The sequence below is a fragment of the Streptomyces sp. NPDC004788 genome (assembly GCF_053601115.1).
Map to the genome: position 1 here is coordinate 12,547 of NZ_JBSGBF010000035.1, position 15,718 is coordinate 28,264.

Annotated in this window: 14 protein-coding genes and 3 pseudogenes; 8 read left to right on the forward strand and 9 right to left on the reverse strand. The window is 69.1% G+C overall.

The window, feature by feature from the left end; all coding sequences use genetic code 11:
• Window positions 1-426: 426 nt before the first annotated feature.
• The gene (locus tag ACWEJX_RS17605) at window positions 427-1,116 is read right to left on the reverse strand and encodes a hypothetical protein (protein ID WP_451608331.1); all 690 of its coding nucleotides are present in this window, start codon (window positions 1,114-1,116) and stop codon (window positions 427-429) included.
• Window positions 1,117-1,539: 423 nt separating this feature from the next.
• Between ACWEJX_RS17605 and ACWEJX_RS17610 the strand changes: the two genes are divergently transcribed.
• Window positions 1,540-2,382 (forward strand): SMP-30/gluconolactonase/LRE family protein, encoded by an 843-nt coding sequence (locus ACWEJX_RS17610; RefSeq protein WP_451608332.1) that lies wholly within the window; start codon window positions 1,540-1,542, stop codon window positions 2,380-2,382.
• Window positions 2,383-2,732: 350 nt separating this feature from the next.
• Here ACWEJX_RS17610 and ACWEJX_RS17615 read toward each other — a convergent pair whose 3' ends face one another.
• Complete coding sequence (locus ACWEJX_RS17615; RefSeq protein ID WP_451608333.1) at window positions 2,733-3,263, reverse strand: hypothetical protein; 531 nt, start codon at window positions 3,261-3,263, stop codon at window positions 2,733-2,735.
• A gap of 34 nt (window positions 3,264-3,297) precedes the next feature.
• On the opposite strand from ACWEJX_RS17615, the gene ACWEJX_RS17620 reads away from it, so the two are divergent.
• Entirely contained in the window at window positions 3,298-4,125 is an 828-nt protein-coding gene (locus ACWEJX_RS17620) for a S1 RNA-binding domain-containing protein (RefSeq protein WP_451608334.1), read from the forward strand.
• Between the two features lie 315 nt (window positions 4,126-4,440).
• On the opposite strand, the gene ACWEJX_RS17625 is transcribed toward ACWEJX_RS17620, so the two are convergent.
• A complete protein-coding gene (locus tag ACWEJX_RS17625) occupies window positions 4,441-5,304 on the reverse strand; it encodes a LysR family transcriptional regulator (protein WP_451608379.1) in 864 nt (287 codons plus the stop codon).
• Between the two features lie 110 nt (window positions 5,305-5,414).
• On the opposite strand from ACWEJX_RS17625, the gene ACWEJX_RS17630 reads away from it, so the two are divergent.
• The 3 genes from ACWEJX_RS17630 (at window position 5,415) to ACWEJX_RS17640 (ending at window position 7,935) form a co-directional block, all read left to right on the forward strand.
• Window positions 5,415-6,152, forward strand: a complete 738-nt coding sequence (locus tag ACWEJX_RS17630; RefSeq protein ID WP_451608335.1) for an SDR family oxidoreductase — start codon at window positions 5,415-5,417, stop codon at window positions 6,150-6,152.
• Between the two features lie 334 nt (window positions 6,153-6,486).
• Window positions 6,487-6,957 carry a DIP1984 family protein gene (locus ACWEJX_RS17635; protein ID WP_451608380.1) on the forward strand — a complete coding sequence of 157 codons (471 nt, stop codon included), beginning with the start codon at window positions 6,487-6,489 and terminating at the stop codon, window positions 6,955-6,957.
• A gap of 579 nt (window positions 6,958-7,536) precedes the next feature.
• On the forward strand, window positions 7,537-7,935 hold the full coding sequence (locus ACWEJX_RS17640) for a DUF6234 family protein (RefSeq protein ID WP_451608336.1): 399 nt from the start codon (window positions 7,537-7,539) through the stop codon (window positions 7,933-7,935).
• A gap of 373 nt (window positions 7,936-8,308) precedes the next feature.
• Here ACWEJX_RS17640 and ACWEJX_RS17645 read toward each other — a convergent pair whose 3' ends face one another.
• The 3 genes from ACWEJX_RS17645 to ACWEJX_RS17655 all read right to left on the reverse strand — a co-directional run bounded on the left by ACWEJX_RS17645 (window position 8,309) and on the right by ACWEJX_RS17655 (window position 10,857).
• Complete coding sequence (locus ACWEJX_RS17645) at window positions 8,309-9,349, reverse strand: hypothetical protein (protein ID WP_451608337.1); 1,041 nt, start codon at window positions 9,347-9,349, stop codon at window positions 8,309-8,311.
• A 227-nt stretch (window positions 9,350-9,576) separates the two neighbouring features.
• Window positions 9,577-10,038 (reverse strand): HIT family protein, encoded by a 462-nt coding sequence (locus ACWEJX_RS17650; protein WP_451608381.1) that lies wholly within the window; start codon window positions 10,036-10,038, stop codon window positions 9,577-9,579.
• Between the two features lie 111 nt (window positions 10,039-10,149).
• On the reverse strand, window positions 10,150-10,857 hold the full coding sequence (locus ACWEJX_RS17655; RefSeq protein ID WP_451608338.1) for an SDR family oxidoreductase: 708 nt from the start codon (window positions 10,855-10,857) through the stop codon (window positions 10,150-10,152).
• A 707-nt stretch (window positions 10,858-11,564) separates the two neighbouring features.
• Here ACWEJX_RS17655 and ACWEJX_RS17660 point away from each other — a divergent pair.
• Together ACWEJX_RS17660 and ACWEJX_RS17665 are read left to right on the forward strand one after the other, a co-directional pair.
• Window positions 11,565-12,434, forward strand: a pseudogene (locus tag ACWEJX_RS17660) (IS5 family transposase).
• 72 nt (window positions 12,435-12,506) lie between these two features.
• Window positions 12,507-12,836, forward strand: a complete 330-nt coding sequence (locus ACWEJX_RS17665) for a hypothetical protein (RefSeq protein ID WP_451608339.1) — start codon at window positions 12,507-12,509, stop codon at window positions 12,834-12,836.
• 57 nt (window positions 12,837-12,893) lie between these two features.
• Here the strand turns inward: ACWEJX_RS17665 and ACWEJX_RS17670 are convergent, their stop codons facing one another.
• From ACWEJX_RS17670 to ACWEJX_RS17680, 3 genes and pseudogenes are all read right to left on the reverse strand, one after another.
• On the reverse strand, window positions 12,894-13,286 hold the full coding sequence (locus ACWEJX_RS17670; protein WP_451608340.1) for a hypothetical protein: 393 nt from the start codon (window positions 13,284-13,286) through the stop codon (window positions 12,894-12,896).
• A 195-nt stretch (window positions 13,287-13,481) separates the two neighbouring features.
• Window positions 13,482-13,604, reverse strand: a pseudogene (locus ACWEJX_RS17675) (IS5/IS1182 family transposase); the annotation flags it as partial.
• Between the two features lie 25 nt (window positions 13,605-13,629).
• The gene (locus ACWEJX_RS17680; protein WP_451608341.1) at window positions 13,630-14,739 is read right to left on the reverse strand and encodes a Vgb family protein; all 1,110 of its coding nucleotides are present in this window, start codon (window positions 14,737-14,739) and stop codon (window positions 13,630-13,632) included.
• 264 nt (window positions 14,740-15,003) lie between these two features.
• On the opposite strand from ACWEJX_RS17680, the pseudogene ACWEJX_RS17685 reads away from it, so the two are divergent.
• Window positions 15,004-15,171 (forward strand): annotated as a pseudogene (locus tag ACWEJX_RS17685) (ribonuclease BN); the annotation flags it as partial.
• Between the last annotated feature and the right edge of the window lie 547 nt (window positions 15,172-15,718).

The window sequence follows — 15,718 nt, forward strand, 5'->3', positions numbered from 1 at the left end:
GCCCGCTGGGCCGACGCGCTCGCACACAGGAACCCGCCCCATCCCGACCACCGCTGCACCGACGTCTACATCGACGGCCCCCCGCGCCCGCGGCGCCGTAGCTGGGGAATCCGAGATGCGCTTTGCCGGATGTGAGCCGGTCACCGGCCACCAGGGCAGTGCGTGGCCAGCAAAGGGAACCTCCACACACCTCCCTCGGCGCGGCACCGCATGGGGTAAGGGCACCGGGCCTTCACGGCAGACTCGTAAATCGTCTTCGCGCCTGCTGGCCAATGATTCCGGATCGGTGCTCGGGGCACGCGCCGAAGCGGTTTTGGGGCGCTCCTACCAACGGTTGTCGGGGTCTTGTGAGGCCGGCTGTTGCTGCTGGTGAGTGGCGTGGTGAGGGCGTGGTCGAGGCGCTCTGGCGTGCGGGCGGCCGATGTGTCAGGTCCGCTTCTCCGAGGTCGTGCGGAACTGCAGGGCGACCCTGGCAGCCTCGGCGAGGCTCTTCTCGTCTCCCAGCAGCACGCTGCCGGACGTGCCGGCGTCTGTCCACGCGCACACGATCGGGCGCTGCCCGGCATTCGACGCCATGAAGCCACAGCTCAACTGGCCGCCCCAAGGGCCTGCATCGAATGCGGTGGCCTCGGTCGCCCTCGCCCCCGCGAAGAAGTTGCGCAGCTCTTGCGTCATGGTGCTCGAGCGCTTCGCCTCGGCCAGTCCCGTGTCCCATTCGACGGCATTGATCTGAAGCACGGCGCCTACCGGTCCCTGGCCGGGGCCGTCGTAGAACCAGCGCTTTCCGTGGGGCTTCTTTCCCGTCTGCTCGTACGCGGTCACCTCCTCGCCGGTGAGCAGCTGGTACGCGCCGACGCGCGGGGCGGCGTCGATGACGCGCTCCTGGACGACGGGGGTGGCATTGGCGGTAGGCGGTTCTCCCTCGTAGCTGGACGCCTGCACCACACCCGCGGCGGCGACGGCCAGCAGTACGCCGACGACGATGTTGCGTCGGCGCAGGGCCGTCGAAACAGCACACTCGGCCTCGACCGCCCTCCTCGGCACTGGGCCGCGTCGCCAGCTCTTGGTGGCGAACCAGATGACAACCATGGCGACGGCGGTGACGAGAAGCGCCACCAGAGCTTCGCCGTCGGCGAAGCAGGCTCGGCGATCATCGCGCGAGGACCGTCCGGGAAGGCATCGAGGCGTCCCCGCGTGCCCAGGTGGCGGACGCGGTGCTTGAGTGGATCCTTCCGCGCTGCGCGCCCTGAGCGGTTCACCGCCGCCCGGGAGACGGGGAGGCCGCTCGGCGCGGTCCTCGCTGGTGGCCAGCAGGCACCGCCCATTCCGCCGGCGTCTCAGCGCCTTCGGGCGCGTCCACCACGGTCGCGGGTCGGGCGTCGTCGGTCACAGGGAAGACGGCCTTGCCGCGAACACGCCTGCCGGGAGCAAGCGAAGGACAACGCCCGACGGGTCATCCCCGTCCTCGGCGCCGTACGACGCTAGCGTTGATCTGGCCGGATCACCAGTCGGATCGTGGCCAGAAGGGAAGCATCCGAGATGAGCGAGCCCCGAATCCTCCTCGCCGGCCGCGGGCTGGTCGAGGCGCCGCGCTGGCACGACGGCCGGCTGTATTTCTCCGACTGGTCGGCAGGCGAGGTCCTCGCCGTCGACCTCGCGGGCACGAGCGAGGTCATCGCGCGAGTGAGGTCGCTGCCCCTGTGCAGCGCCTGGCTCCCGGACGGTCGGCTGCTCATCGTCTCCTCACCGGACGGTCGGCTGCTCGTGCGGGACGCCGACGGGTCACTGTCCACCTACGCCGACCTCGGCAAGCCCGGTTGGAACGACATCGTCGTGGACGGCCGCGGAAACGCGTACGTGAACCGGATCGGCTACAACCCGATGGCGGGCGAGGAGTTCCGGCCCGGTTCGGTCACGTTGGTCACGGCGGACGGGACGGCGCGCGAGGTCGCGGGCGGCTTCGCGTTCCCCAACGGGATGGCGGTGACCCGTGACGGCTCGATGCTCATCGTGGCGGACTCCCACCGCAGCGAGCTCGTGGCGTTCGCCATCGGCGCCGACGGCGGCCTGTCCGGGCATCGGGTCTGGGCGGGCCTGGACGGCGCGGCACCGGACGGCATCTGCGCCGACGCGGAGGGTGCGGTGTGGTACGCCGACGTGCCGAACCGGCGGTGCGTGCGGGTCGCGGAAGGAGGCACGGTTCTGCAGACGGTCGCCCTGGACCGCGGCGCCTTCGCCTGCGCCCTGGGCGGCCCGGGACGAAGGACCCTGTTCGTGACGGCCGCCGAGTGGCGGGGTATGGGCGTCGACGAACTGGTCGCGCCTGGATCCGGGCAGGTACTGGCCGTCGACGTCAAAGTACCGGGCGCGGGTTGGCCATGACCGAGTACCGGCGCACACCCCGGTACGGCTGAGACCCCGGAGCCGTCGTGCGGCAGGCCGAGCAGAACGGGCCGAAGACCATGAAGGGCTTCGCCGGCTTCCTCTGCCAGGACTCGACGCCGTCACCGCCGGTCTAACCCTGCCGCGAAGCTCCCCGTGGTCGAAGGTCACGTGAACCGGCTGCACATGCTCGGCTCCCTTCGGACAGACCTGGCCCGGTCTCGCGTCCAGTCGGGAGACGATCACGAACCCCATCAACTGGCCGCCGAGTTATTCGCGCAGGCGTTCCTCGCCGCGCGCGCAAGGGCTTGCGCCCCGGTCCTTGCTTGCTGCACCGCAAGCGCCCGCTCCTACTCCCGAAGGGTAAGGCTCGCCCGAGCTCTCCAGAACTCGGGGTCCCATGGTCCGGCGAGCCACTGGATGAACCGATCTGCCGACGTCTCGAAAGCGTCAGCCAGCGAAGTCGTTCCGACGACTGTCCGTTCGACGGGGTCGATGTAGTGAGCGTTGTGGTCCACCGCGCACCAGCAGGCCACGCTGATGGCCGACCAGACACTGAGAAGGCCGTCCTCGGTCCACTCCACGTCGAGTGAGACCTCGAGCCGGTCCCCGCCTTCGTCGTGGAGCGAGACCTCAGCCAGCAGGACCTGCGGGGTTCCGGCCTTCTCCCGTCCCGGGAACGTGACGTGCTGCGGGAACCACTGCCAGACCTGGGGCTTCCCCGATACCTGGACGCCATCGATCTCATCCGCCGAACGCCGAATGCGGTTGAGATCGGCGACACCGGCATCTGGGAAGAGGACCTCCAGGGGCACGGCATCGAAGGTCCCGCTTGGCGTGTTCATGAGCCTGAGCATGAGGATCACCAGCTTCAGGGACAAGTCCCCAAAGTGCCCCTGGCCTAGAGTCGTGGCCGTGACCGAACCCCTGCCGAGCGAGCCCCTGAAGGACTTCCTGAACACCATACGAGCCGGCGAAGTCCGTACCGGCCGCGTCATCAGCATCGACGACCGAGAGGTGCTCGTGGAACTGGACGGGTTCTCCGGCCCCAGGAAAGCAATGGGGCACATCCCTCGCGGTGATCTGACCCGCAAACCGATCGGGCATCCATCCGAAGCTGTGAGCATCGGACAGCAGCTCACCTTCGAAGTGATAGCCGTCGACTGGCAGCAGGAGCGCGTCTGGGCCTCCGCTTCAGCGTGCGAGGACCCGGCTCTGCGAGCGTTCCTTCTCGGCCTTCGGCGCGGCGCAACATACCAAGGCCAGGTACAGAGCGTCCACAACTTCGGTGTGTTCGTGAACCTCGACGGCGAACCGGTCGATCAGTGCACCGGTTTCATCAGGGGCCCCGAACTGAGCTGGCGGCGGATCGACCATCCCGCAGACGCCGTCACGGCCGGCCAGCGGGTCGTAGGCGAGATCATCGACGTAGACACCCGGCGTGGACAAGTTCAGCTATCGCTGAAAGCTCTCCAAGAGGACCCGCTCGTTCCCTTCGCGGACCAAGCAGGCCTTGTCACCACCGGCAAGGTCACCAAGCTGATCCCGTTCGGAGCCTTCGTCCGCATCGCCGACGGCGTCGAGGGCCTTGTACACAACACCGAGTTCGGGGACGAGCCCGTCGAGCACCCCGACCGGATCGTGAGCAAGGGAGACGAGATCACCGTACGGATCGTCGAAGTCGACCTCGTGCGCCGCCGCCTCACCTTGTCCGCCAGGAACCTGCCGCAGAACAGGAAATGACCCACCTGACTGGAACGGACTCCCGGCCTCATCATGGCCGCCTCGCAGGTAGATCTGACCCCATGGCAGTCACGCTGCAGCCGTGGCTCGCCACGCGGCGGTGACACACCCTTCCCCCCAGTGCCACCACCCCTTGGCCTGTCCATGTTCCAAGAGCTTCCGAATCCGAGGTGAAAGGTCTCCAGCACGGTCTGCCGAGCGGCACCTGTGTCGCCGTCCTTCATGACGATCAACCGGATGGTGCAGTCCGGTCCCGCAGACCCCCGTCGTGTCTGAGCCGTCCCGGTGGTGGTGGCCGATGGGGGCAGGGCCTGGTCACAGCCGTGCGGCCGTGCGGACCAGGCCGGCCAGGGTGAGGGAGCGGCTGTGCGCGGGCCAGGCGATGTGGGTAACGACGGGAGGTGCGTCGGTCAAGGGGACGGCCGCGTGTTCGGCCCACAGCCAGGAGCGGGCGGAGTCGGGCACGACCGCCACGGTGCGTCCGAGGGCGATCAGCTGGGCCAGTTGCGTCTGGTTGTGGATCTCGGGGCCAGGGCCGGGCGCGTAGGCACCGCGGGTGGGCCAGCGGGCGAGCGGCAGACCCGGGATGTCCCTGACATCGGCCAGGGACAGGGTCTCGCGGGCGGCGAGGGGGTGCCCCGCCGGCAGAACGGCGACCTGCCTCTCGGTCGTCAGTGCCTCGCTGTCGAACCCGGCGAGGGAGTTCCACGGCGTGTGCATGAGCGCGACGTCAGCACGTCCGTTGCGCAGCAGTTCTTCCTGCTCACCCACGCTGCACAGCAGCACCTCGATCTCGGCGCTGTCGGGCTCGGCCGCGTAGGCGTCGAGAAGCTTCCGCAGCAGATCGTGCGACGCGGCGGCCTTCACCGCGAGGACCAGCCGATTGCGGGGGCCGTCAGGGCTGTCGGCACCGCCGGCACGCCGGGTTCGGCGAGCGGCGGCGGCGGTCGCATCAAGGGCCGCCCGGCCCTCGTGCAACAGCACCTCTCCGGCACCGGTCAGGCGGACACCGCGGCGGTTCCGATGCAACAGGCAGACCCCGAGGCGCCGTTCGAGCTGCTGGATCGCCCGCGACAGCGGCGGCTGGGCCATGCCGAGGCGCTCGGCGGCGCGCCCGAAGTGCAGTTCCTCGGCGACGGCCACGAAATACCTCAACTCGCGGGTCTCCAGCGTGTCCAGGGTGTCCAGGGTGTTCACGGCCGCAGCATACGCGGTGATACCTGGCAGGTATCACAGTGCACCGGATCGGTGTTGGCCGCGCCACTCGTCCGCGAGCCAACATCATCAGCATGAGCGAAACGAAGATCGCGCTGGTGACCGGCGCGAACAAGGGCATCGGATACGAGATCGCGGCCGGGCTGGGCAGCCTCGGGTACCGCGTGGGCGTGGGAGCCCGCGACGAGGCCCGACGCGAAACCGCCGTCGGGAAGCTGCGCGCCCTCGGCGTGGACGCGTTCGGGGTACCACTGGACGTGACCGACGACCAGAGCGTCACCGGTGCCGCGGAACTGGTCGAACGGCTGGCCGGGCGCCTGGACGCGCTGGTCAACAACGCCGGTATCTCGGGCGAGATGGGCCCCGGGTGGTTGCAGGACCCGACCGCGCTCGACCTGGAGGTGTTCCGCACGGTCGTGGACACCAACGTCATGGGTGTCGTCCGGGTCACCAACGCGATGCTGCCGCTGCTGCGGCGCTCGGCCTCGCCACGCATCGTCAACGTCTCCAGCGGCGTCGGCTCCCTGACCCGGCAGTCGGACCCGGACACCGAGATCGGCCCGGTCATGGCGGCCTACGCACCGTCGAAGACGTTCCTCAACGCCCTCACCGTGCAGTACGCCCGGCAGTTCGCCGATACGAACATCCTGATCAACGCGGCCTGCCCGGGCCTGGTCGCCACCGACTTCACAGGCTTCCACGGATCCCGTACCCCCGAACAGGGCGCGGCCACAGCGATCCGGCTCGCCACCCTGCCCGACGGCGGCCCGACCGGTTCGTTCTTCGAGGACGACGGCGTCGTCCCCTGGTGACCACGCCGACTCGTGGACTCCGCTGAAACCACTTCACGAAGAATGCCGGGCCGAGTGTTCTCTTCGAAACCGGCAACCTCGCAGCTCGGCACAGGATCCACAGACATGCCCAGTGCGACGGAACAGCTGAAGTCCTGTCGCGCTGAGGCCGTCGGATTCCCACTCGTTCCCACTCGTTCCCACTCGTTGACGGGTTCTCGGCCAAGCGTTCTGAGGGCCCGTCCGTTCTCGCTCCAGTCGCTGTTCAGGGCTTCAGCCGAGCGAAATCCCGGTGCGTACGAGCTGGTTTGCGCTCGTATACTCGTGTCGGCTCATGGAGCGGGAGGTGGCGACAGTGAAGCTTGCCGAGGCACTGGCAGAACGCGCGGAAGCGACGCGCCGTGTGGAGCAGCTGCGAGCGCGCGTCGTCGACAGTGCGCGATACCAGGAAGGGGAGACACCCGCCGAGGATGCAGCTCAGCTGTTGGCTGAGGCCGGTGAGGCGCTGGACGCTCTGGAATCGTTGATCCGGCGGATCAACCGGACCAACGCCACCGTGGACATGGGTCCGGACGGCACGCTCACCGATGCCCTCGCACGCCGGGATGTCCTGCGGCTGCGTCACTCCCTGGTCACCGCGGCAGCGGACGCGGCGGCGGGTAAGGGTGAACGGGGATACGGCCGGCAGCTCCGGTCCGAGCTGGTGATGCTCTCCGCGCTTCCGGTCGCGGAACTGCGCGGTCAGGCGGATGCACTCGCACGGGAGATCCGAGAGGTCGACGTGCGGATCCAGCGCACGAACTGGGAGGTCGATCTGCTGGACTGACCAGTCCAGCCGGTTGGAACGATGTGGAGCAGGTAGCGGCTTCGGAGGCGTGCACACACCGAGGGCTGGCGGTTTTCCAGCCCACTCCTGGCGCGTGAAGAGCAACGCGGGGGTTCGACTCCCCATCAACAGCGCAGCTCAGCACCGCGTACAGGTAACGGTGCATATCGCACAGCACATCACCACGTGCAGGTCCGAGGCGGCGAGGGCGGGTTCGGGGCTTTCCACATCGCAGCGCCAGGGGGAACGGCGATCTCCGGCGGATGCCGCTGGAGATTCCGGCGGTGCTCCCGCGACCATCACGACCGAGGCTCCCGTGCCGTCAGTTCTCCTTCGAGCTCGGCCGATCCGCGGGATTCCCGCTCGGGGCGGGGGCGGCCACGGTCCGGGAGGCCGGAGCCCGGTGCGCCCCGCTACGCGGGCGCCGGGGTGCCGGGGGGGTGCCGGGGGTGCCGGGGCGCCTCAGGCCCCGGGGGTGCCGGGTCGTCACCGTAGCCACTCACCAACTGCCGCTTCACCACTCCGCAGTTGAGTAGGGGTACTCATGCGCCTGCTCACCGGCCGCGACACCCTTCACTCATGGCCGACACCTTCCCAGCCCCGGAACGCCGGCGCCCCTGGGCGCACCGAACACGCCCGGGCGTGGACCTCGCTCTCGCGATCCCGCTGTTCCTGTTGGAGACCGCGTGGCTCGTACTGGACTGGATATACGGCTACGGCCTGGAGGTATGGGCAGCCCAAGGCGAACGAGCACGCATCGACGCGGCTGGCCTTGCGCACATCGAGCGGCTACGGATGCTGCTGATCGCCGTACTCATCCTGGCCGTTCTCGCGGCAGTCTTTCGTGCCCGCTGGACCGTGACCGCACACCTGGTGGTGGCCCTGCTGGCAGGCGGATCACTGGCTGCCGCGCAGCACGAGTGGGACGACAGTCATAGGCCGCCGCCCGGATGCGTACGCTTTGCCGCGAACTGCTGAGATCGGCGGGGGTGAGTCGAGCCGTGTAGAACGTCTGTTGTCGACGTCTCGCGGAACCACTGCACTTACGTGCCGCGCATGCCTCCTGACGTCGCCAGTCAGCCCCGACAACCCGCGGAGGCGGCACTCGCTCGTCTGCGGCCTGCTCATCGCACTCGTCCATGGACGGATGCCCGGCCACCGGTTACAGGAAGCCGTACGGTTCCCCCGCTCGTGGGGCGTAGGGGCGCTGCTGGGCGTCGTCGCGCTCGGTCTTCACTCCGCTTGGCCACGGTGAGACCGGCCCACCTGACCGCCCCCGCTTGCCGACGGAGGATGCGTACGCCACGGCTGGACTGGAAGCATGACGGGCGCCGCAGCGGTCCCCGTACGCTCAGTCCTCCCAGTCCTCGTCACCGCCGCCGCGCATGATGCGCCATCCCGCCAGGTCATCCAACGCCTTCCGCGCCAACTGGGCGTACTGCACGGGGCACTCCCACAGCTCGCGCGCCGAGAGTTCAGCGGGGACCGGGGTGTCGGGGTGGTCGTCCGGCGCGTACAGGTGGACCACCGCGCGGTACCGGGACTGCACGGTGGAATCGGCGGTGGACCAGGGGTGCTGCGGATGGTCGCAGGAGACGTCCAGGTCGATGGTGGCAAGCGCGGCGGCAAGGTCGCGTGCGTACGAGGGCGGCAGACCCCCGTACGACTGCGCGATGCCCATCCACAGGCACAGGAACACGCCGATCCGCTCCTCGTCCCGCAGCTGCCCGGCGAGCCAACGGCGTGCGGACCACAGGGCGACCGGGCCGGTGTTGTCCTCCCAGCTACGGCTGATCGCCTCTTGCATGGCGACGACGTCGAGCCGGCCGTCGTCCCTGACGAACTGCGCGTCCAGATGGGAGACGTCGATGCCGCCGAAGAGCTCCTCGTGTGCCTCGCGCAAGCGGCCCAGGGCCTCATCGGCGAGGTCCGCGAGGAACCCCTCGCAGTCGAACGCCGCCGACTCCTCGCTGTCGAGTCCGTAGTCTTCGGCGAATACGGCTCGTCCGTCCTCGGTCAGCATGCTCACCCCGGCCTCGACCTCGTACTCCGAGTCCAGCTCCGCGGGGTGGGCGCCGGCCGGGCAGGTGCAGGAGGCCCGGTCCAGGTGCGTACGGAACCCCTCCAAGGCCCGTGTGTACGAGTCGAAGAGGGACTTGCTGAAGATGCGTGCGGAGACGTACCAGCAGGTGGCATGGAGAAGGATCGTGTACCCGGTCCGCTCCCGGCGGCCCGCCGGGGTGGCTACGCGGCCGAGCGCCTCCGCCGCGTCGTCGGCGAGAACGGCGAGTGTCGATTCGGGATCTACAGAGGGGTAGTCGCTGACGATCCCGGACAGGTCGGAGATCAGTTCGCGGTGGTCGGCAGGCAGCGTGGGCGTCACTTCAGTCACATGCGTAACCGACGAATGCGCCGGTCGGACGGTTCCCGATGAGCCTCAGGATCGGTCGCAGATCGGTTGTCGGCCTGTTCGGACGTTCCGAGCGCCACCGGGACGGCACCGGGCTTCACGTCGTCCACGTCGAGGACGAACGAGACTCGACGACCCCCACCCAAGAATGCGCCTTCAGCGCCTCCGCAGGTGCTGAAGGCGGCCCCAGCTTCGTCATCCGCCTGCCGTCACGTCGCCGGCCGCAGGCGGTTCAGCTCGTCTTCGATCGCCTTGCGCAGCGGGTCGTGCTGTGGGCCGAGAGCGAACTGCTCGTCGGTCCACTTGTCGCGGGGATAGAGCCAGACCGGCACACGCACCAAGTCGGCTGGTTCCCAATCGAACCGTGGCCATACGTGCGCATGCAAGAACCTGTCAGTGTTGCCCAGGATCTCGAGATTGACCCGCCGGAAAGCCGCATCCATGCGCCGGGACACTCGCTCGACTGCTTCTCCGAGTTGGTCCATGTCGGACAGGAACGCAAGCCGCTTGCCCCGGGGCAAGTCCGACAGTCTCTCCACCTTGGGATCATCCACCAGGAGCACCGAGTAGCCCGGCAGGAACTGCACATCGCCGATCACTGCGAACCCCGCGCTCAAGCGCCCCAGAACAGCGGGGTTTTCGCCTCGCAGAGCACTCCCGATCCGATCCATCTTCCAGTCGACGACCACGGCCAGAACTTACCCGGCCGCGATCACCTCCCCTTCCAGGAGGTCGGGCACCTCAACCGCCCCGGCACTCCTCCAGCCCGGGTCGGATTCTCCTTACCAGGCCAGAGGTTCACCCTTTCGGAAGAACCCGCCGGTGGGACCGGAGTCGGGCAGGGTGGCAGCCCAGACGATGCCGGCCGCGCCTTGGTCGACGGGGTCACCGCCCGGGCCGCCCATGTCGGTGGCGATCCATCCCGGGCAGACAGCGTTGACCAGAATCCGCTCGGCGCGCAGTTCGTCGGCGAGCTTGCGGGTCAGGGCGTTGAGGGCGGCCTTCGAGACTCCATAGGCAGGGGTACCGCCGGACATGGACTCCAGGGAACCGGATTCGCTGGAAACATTCACCACACGGGGATGGGCTGAACGGCGCAGCAGCGGCAAGAACGCCTGCGCGGTCTGCCATGGGCCGAACAGGTTGGTCTCCAGGGTCCGGCGAACCTCGTCGAGGTCGGCGGAGACAGCTCGCTGGGAGGTGTCGTAGTTGATGGCCGCGTTGTTGACGAGGACATCGAGGCGCCCGAACTCCTCCTCGACGCGGCGGACGAGGGCACGGACGTCGTCGGCGTCGGTCACGTCCAGCCGGCATGGCAGCAGCCTGCCGGGCACGCCGGGGGCCAGGTCGGCGGCGGCCCGTTCGGCGTCCTGCAGGCGACGGGCGGACAGCAGAACGACGTGACCGAGTCCGGCGAGCTGGCGCGCGGTTTCACGGCCGATCCCCCTGTTGCCGCCCGTGACCAGCGAAATCGGTGCAGCAGTGCTCATACTCTCTCTCCCCTTGAACGGACGACCCGGAAGCAGCACGCTATGCCGTCGCGCGGCCCATAAAGATCAGGCCCAAGGCGTAGAGGGGCCACGGCCATGGACCTAGCTCTAACGGACCACCACCGCCCGGACGACAACTCAGCCCGGTCAAACACTGCCGCCGACGACCCCGGCCTCCGACGACGCGGAACCTCGCCGCGGCCCTCCGGCCGGGACGTTCTCGTCCCCGAGCCAGCGAAACGCACGCCTCCAACCTGGAACGGACGAAGAATCAGGCCCCGTGGCCCACGGCCTGATGGGATGCGCCAGCCAGGACCCGGTGCCCGCCGGTTTGTGCGGGTGGACGGTGAGCCGAGGCGGCGGGACGGTCGGCACGCCCCAGCGCGACTCTCCTACCGGGAACAAGTAAGGGTGCCCGACGCAGAACGCTGGCGGCGGTTGGCCCGTTCGCGGGGGCCCGGACGCCAGCACCCAGGTCACGAGGCGATCGGCGTGTTCCGACATTTCCTGGGCCCATGTGGGGCTGGTCGTGTCGGTCGAGTCCGCGACTCTGGAGTGGCATGCCACTGCCCCGTAGCTCACGCGGCGAGCTGCGGGGCCCGCGCTGCGTTACGGGCATCGCTCGCCCTTCTCCGGATGCCCGTCCGGGCCAGGCCGTCATTTGGAAGTGGGCTTCACCTCGTGCCCTGTGCCGTGATGATCGCGGTGTGGGGCGAGGGGACCTTTCCGACGAACAGTGGTCGATACTGGAGCCGTTGTTGCCGGTCGCGGTGTTGGGCCGGCCCGGCGGTGAGCCGGAGGAGGCTGATCGACGGGATCAGGTGGCGGGTGCGGACCGGTGCTCCGTGGCGAGATCTGCCGTCGGAGTACGGGCCGTGGCAGACGGTCTCCGGACTCTTTCGCCGCTGGCAGCGTGACGGCACCTGGACCAAACTGCTCACCCGACTGCAGGCTCAGGCAGATGCGGCTGGGCAGATCACGCGGGAGGTCAACGTCGACTCCACGATCTGCGGAGCCCATCAGCACGCCGCGGGCGCCCGCCGTGATGGAAAGGCCCAGAACGAGCCATCGGGCGGGACCCGCGACGAGCCCGAGGATCACGGTCTGGGCCGGTCCAGGGGAGGCTTCACTACCAAGATCCATCTGGCCTGTGAACAGGGCCAGCGGCCGTTGTCCTCGCTTGTCACTGCTGGTCAGCGCGGTAACAGCCCTCAGTTCGCCGCCGTTTTGAGTGCCATCCGGGTGCCCCGCACCGGACCTGGCCGTCTCCGTGTCCGTCCGCTGCGAGTTCGGGGCGACAAGGCGTACTCCTCCCGCACCAACCTGATCTACCTTCGAAAGCGCGGAATCCGGTGCACGATCCCGGAGCCTGCCGATCAGGCGGCCAACCGCAAGCCGCGGGGGAAGGCCGGCGGGCGGCCTTTGGCCTTCGACCGAGAGGACTACAAGGCCGACACGCGGTCGAGTGCGGGAGCAACCGGCTCAAGCGCAACCGGGCGGGCGCCACCCGGTTCCACAAACTCGCTGTCCGATTCGAGGCCACCGTCCTGATCGCCGCGATCGGCGAGCGGCTGTGAGAACCGAAATGTCAGCCCCACATGCCATGCTGCCCGCGACCACACTGAGCGGCGCGAGAGGACAAACAACCGATGGGAGCTCGGTACTACGGCGCGGACAGCGAGGACGGCGACCGCATCGACGACCCGTCCGAAGATGCGCTGTTCATGATGATCAGCGACCTCAACGACTCCGACAACACCTTCGTCGCCATCCAGCCGGACGAGGATGACCCCGTCTGGTATGCCTCGGTGGCCGTCCTAGAAGAAGGCGGCTACGAGATCGTCCTGCGTGACGCCAGCCGCAGCGAGCACGAGGTCACCACAGCGACCAGCATCGGCGATATCGCCCGCAATCTCACCATCTGGCTGGCCTGCCGCCACTACCCCGGACGGTCACCGCGCAAGATCTACGACCTCTAAATCACGGCCTAGCGGCGTGACGAACGCGTCGTTGTCCCCGGAGGTGCGGAAGCCGCGTCACGCATCTTCGATATCCGAGATGAGCTTGGTGCTCAGGTCGCTCTGCACCGCCAGCCGGGTGTGTCCGGCGTCGGGGCCGGTGCCCCAGGTCAGTGTGACTGTGGTGAACAGGTGTCCGGCACCGGAATCGTGGTAACGCACCTCCCACGCGGTGGGTACGTCCTGGGCGCGCAGCACGCCGTCCGCATGGTTGACCTCCTCCCAGGCGGCGAGCCGCTGGCGGAGGTCCTCGGTGAGGTAGTGGCCGCGGAGGTTGTCGCCCAGGTCGTCGGTGCCGTCGTCCACGGCGTCAATGTAGGCGCCGTAGAAGTCCGCGACCCGGTCGACGGCGGAGTCCGGCGATCCGCCGCGGACCGCACTGCCCGCTACCTCGGTGTCGGTGTCCGGCATGTATCTCTCCCCTGTCAGGACCCACGCGACCAGTCGCCAGGGCCGTCCCGTCTGGCTCGTTGTCCAACGAGCTCTCCCTCAGGAGGTAGCGGGAACCGTCCCAGCGGTCATCGCTTCGTCACGCAGGTCCTTGCCGAGGCGACCGGCGCGGGAACCTTCGGTCCAAGGCGTGCGTAAGTGGTGTCGGCCGCCGGTTGGGAGCCTCCTTGCGGCGCTATCGGTGCGGAACTTCCACACGATCCCGTTGAGGACCCTGCGGTCGTCCTGCCGCTTGCGTCCTCGCAGTGCCTCGGGCAGCAGCGGCAGGAAGAATTCCATTCGGCCATCGGAGCCGGATGTGTCGTCAGCGGCAGAACGAGGACGCCCCCGCGGGTGTCCCGATGCCGCAGGGCAGCAAGCGGCGCGGGCGCTGGTGGCGCGGGCCCGTGAGGGTCGGCTGCGGGCCGGTGGCGTTCGGGCCGTGCCCACCGCCCGGGAGGGCTTCGACGCGGCCGATGGCGTTGCCGAAGAGTTCGGTGAACCAGACGTTCCGGTCAGGCCCGGTCGTGATGTTGAAGGGCACCTTGTCCGCGGCGCCCGGCACCGGGAACTCGGTGATCTCCCCCGTCGGGGTGATCCGCCCGATGCGGCCGGACTGGTCGGCGTACCACATGTTCCTGTCGGGGCCGCGGGTGATGCCGTCGGCACCTCCGTCCGGGTTCGGCCGGGCGAAGAGCGTGACGGTACCCGACGGGGTGATCCGCCCGATCTGGTCGGACGCGGTGAACCACATCCCGCCGGGGCCGGCCGCGATGTCGGACGGGAACTCGTCCCCCGTGGGCAGCGGGTACTCGGTCACGTTCCCGAGGAGGTCGACATGGCCGATCCTGCCGGCGATCAGCTCCGTGAACCACACACCGCCAGGGCCGGCCGCGATGTGGTACGGGAAGCTGGCCGATGTGGGAACGGCGTACTCGGTGACGGTTCCGTCAGGCCGCATCCGCCCGATCTTGTTCGCACCGTACTCGGTGAACCACAGCGCACGATCGGCACCGAGTGTGATGCCGGTGGGGAAGCTGCCCGCTACGGGCAGGGGGAACTCCGTGACCGCGCCCGCGGTCGTGATCCGCCCGATCTTGTCGGCGGAGCCCTCGGTGAACCACAGGGCGCGGTCGGGGCCCTGCGTGATGTCGAACGGGAAGCTCGACTCGGTGGGTACGGCGAACTCGGTGACGGTGCCGGCGGTCGTGATCCGTCCGATCTTGTTGGCATTGGACTCGGTGAACCACAGCGCCCCGTCCCGTCCCGCGGTGATCCCGGCGGGGAGGCTCTCGGGGGTCGTGATCGGGTACTCCGTCACGTCCCCCACGTCGGCCCGGGCGGGAGCGACCTGCGTCGCGACCGCGAGGAGCGCGCCCAGGCATGCGGCGAACAGGCGGTTGAGTCGTCGTTGGATCGCCGGCGTGCCTCGCATGGACCAGCCCCTTTGCGGTGAGCGACGAGAGAGTGACAAGTGACGGCTTATCAGCTCACGCCCGGGACCACCGGGTCCGCGCCCACGAGTCGGCCGCGGACCAGCCGACTGCCGTAGCCGGCCGGGGTTGCGGAGGGCCCGGCGGCGCGTCGGGCACGTCCGGAGTCCGCCGGTGGCCTGCTTCAGCGCGGAAGACTGAGCGCGCCACGAGCACGTACGAGGGGTGCCGGAGTCGTAGCACGGGACTGCTTCGTGAATGCCGGGCTCTGGATCACGAACCTGGCGATCCTGCTCGGCCTGCAATTCGACGCCGAGATGGCTCGCGAACGCGCCATCATCGGGGGTCACCCCAGGGGCCAAGAGCCCTCTGTGGAGCCACGCGACACACGCAAATGGACCGATGAGGAGCGCAGGGACATGCGCGAGCACTGAGCCTGCCTGCATACCGATGCGCCGGACGACAGAGGCAGGCGATCACACGACCTCCTGGACGGCCTCCGTCGCCGCGACCACAGCCTGACTCGCTGGCCCGCCTCCTGGACCTCCTCTTGGCCCTCTGGACCTCCTCCTGGACCTCCTCCTGGGCCCGGCAGGTCCTGACGGCCCTGGAGTCCGCGGCCGAGGGACGGGCGGCCCTTCCTCGAGCACGTCCAGACCGGTGCGACGCCGCCATCGTCTGTTCCGCCGTGCCCCGCCCGCCGTGCCCCGCCCGCCGTGCCCCGCCCGCCGTGCCCCGCCCGCCGTGCCCCGCCTCCTGCTCCACGTCGTCGGACGGCGGCTGTGAAGTGCCGGCGGCACGGCGGCGCTCGTTCGTAGCGGGGTCGCGAGGTCCTCGAGGGGCGTGCCAGGAGGTCGAGCTCTCCCCAGCTCGCCACGGCGTGGCCGGTAGCCATCCTGAGGACGTCGCCCATCACTCCCTCCCCGAGCCTCCGGATCCGCAGGGCCCTTCCGGGTGACGACCGCGCTTCTCCCCCGCCCT

Excerpts from the sequence above, each read along its gene's own strand:
- ACWEJX_RS17650 (WP_451608381.1), bottom strand. The coding sequence starts at position 10,038 with ATGGATCGGATCGGGAGTGCTCTGCGAGGCGAAAACCCCGCTGTTCTG.
- ACWEJX_RS17630 (WP_451608335.1), top strand. The coding sequence starts at position 5,415 with ATGAGCGAAACGAAGATCGCGCTGGTGACCGGCGCGAACAAGGGCATC.
- ACWEJX_RS17680 (WP_451608341.1), bottom strand. The coding sequence starts at position 14,739 with ATGCGAGGCACGCCGGCGATCCAACGACGACTCAACCGCCTGTTCGCC.
- ACWEJX_RS17665 (WP_451608339.1), top strand. The coding sequence starts at position 12,507 with ATGGGAGCTCGGTACTACGGCGCGGACAGCGAGGACGGCGACCGCATC.
- ACWEJX_RS17640 (WP_451608336.1), top strand. The coding sequence starts at position 7,537 with ATGGCCGACACCTTCCCAGCCCCGGAACGCCGGCGCCCCTGGGCGCAC.
- ACWEJX_RS17670 (WP_451608340.1), bottom strand. The coding sequence starts at position 13,286 with ATGCCGGACACCGACACCGAGGTAGCGGGCAGTGCGGTCCGCGGCGGA.
- ACWEJX_RS17655 (WP_451608338.1), bottom strand. The coding sequence starts at position 10,857 with ATGAGCACTGCTGCACCGATTTCGCTGGTCACGGGCGGCAACAGGGGG.
- ACWEJX_RS17610 (WP_451608332.1), top strand. The coding sequence starts at position 1,540 with ATGAGCGAGCCCCGAATCCTCCTCGCCGGCCGCGGGCTGGTCGAGGCG.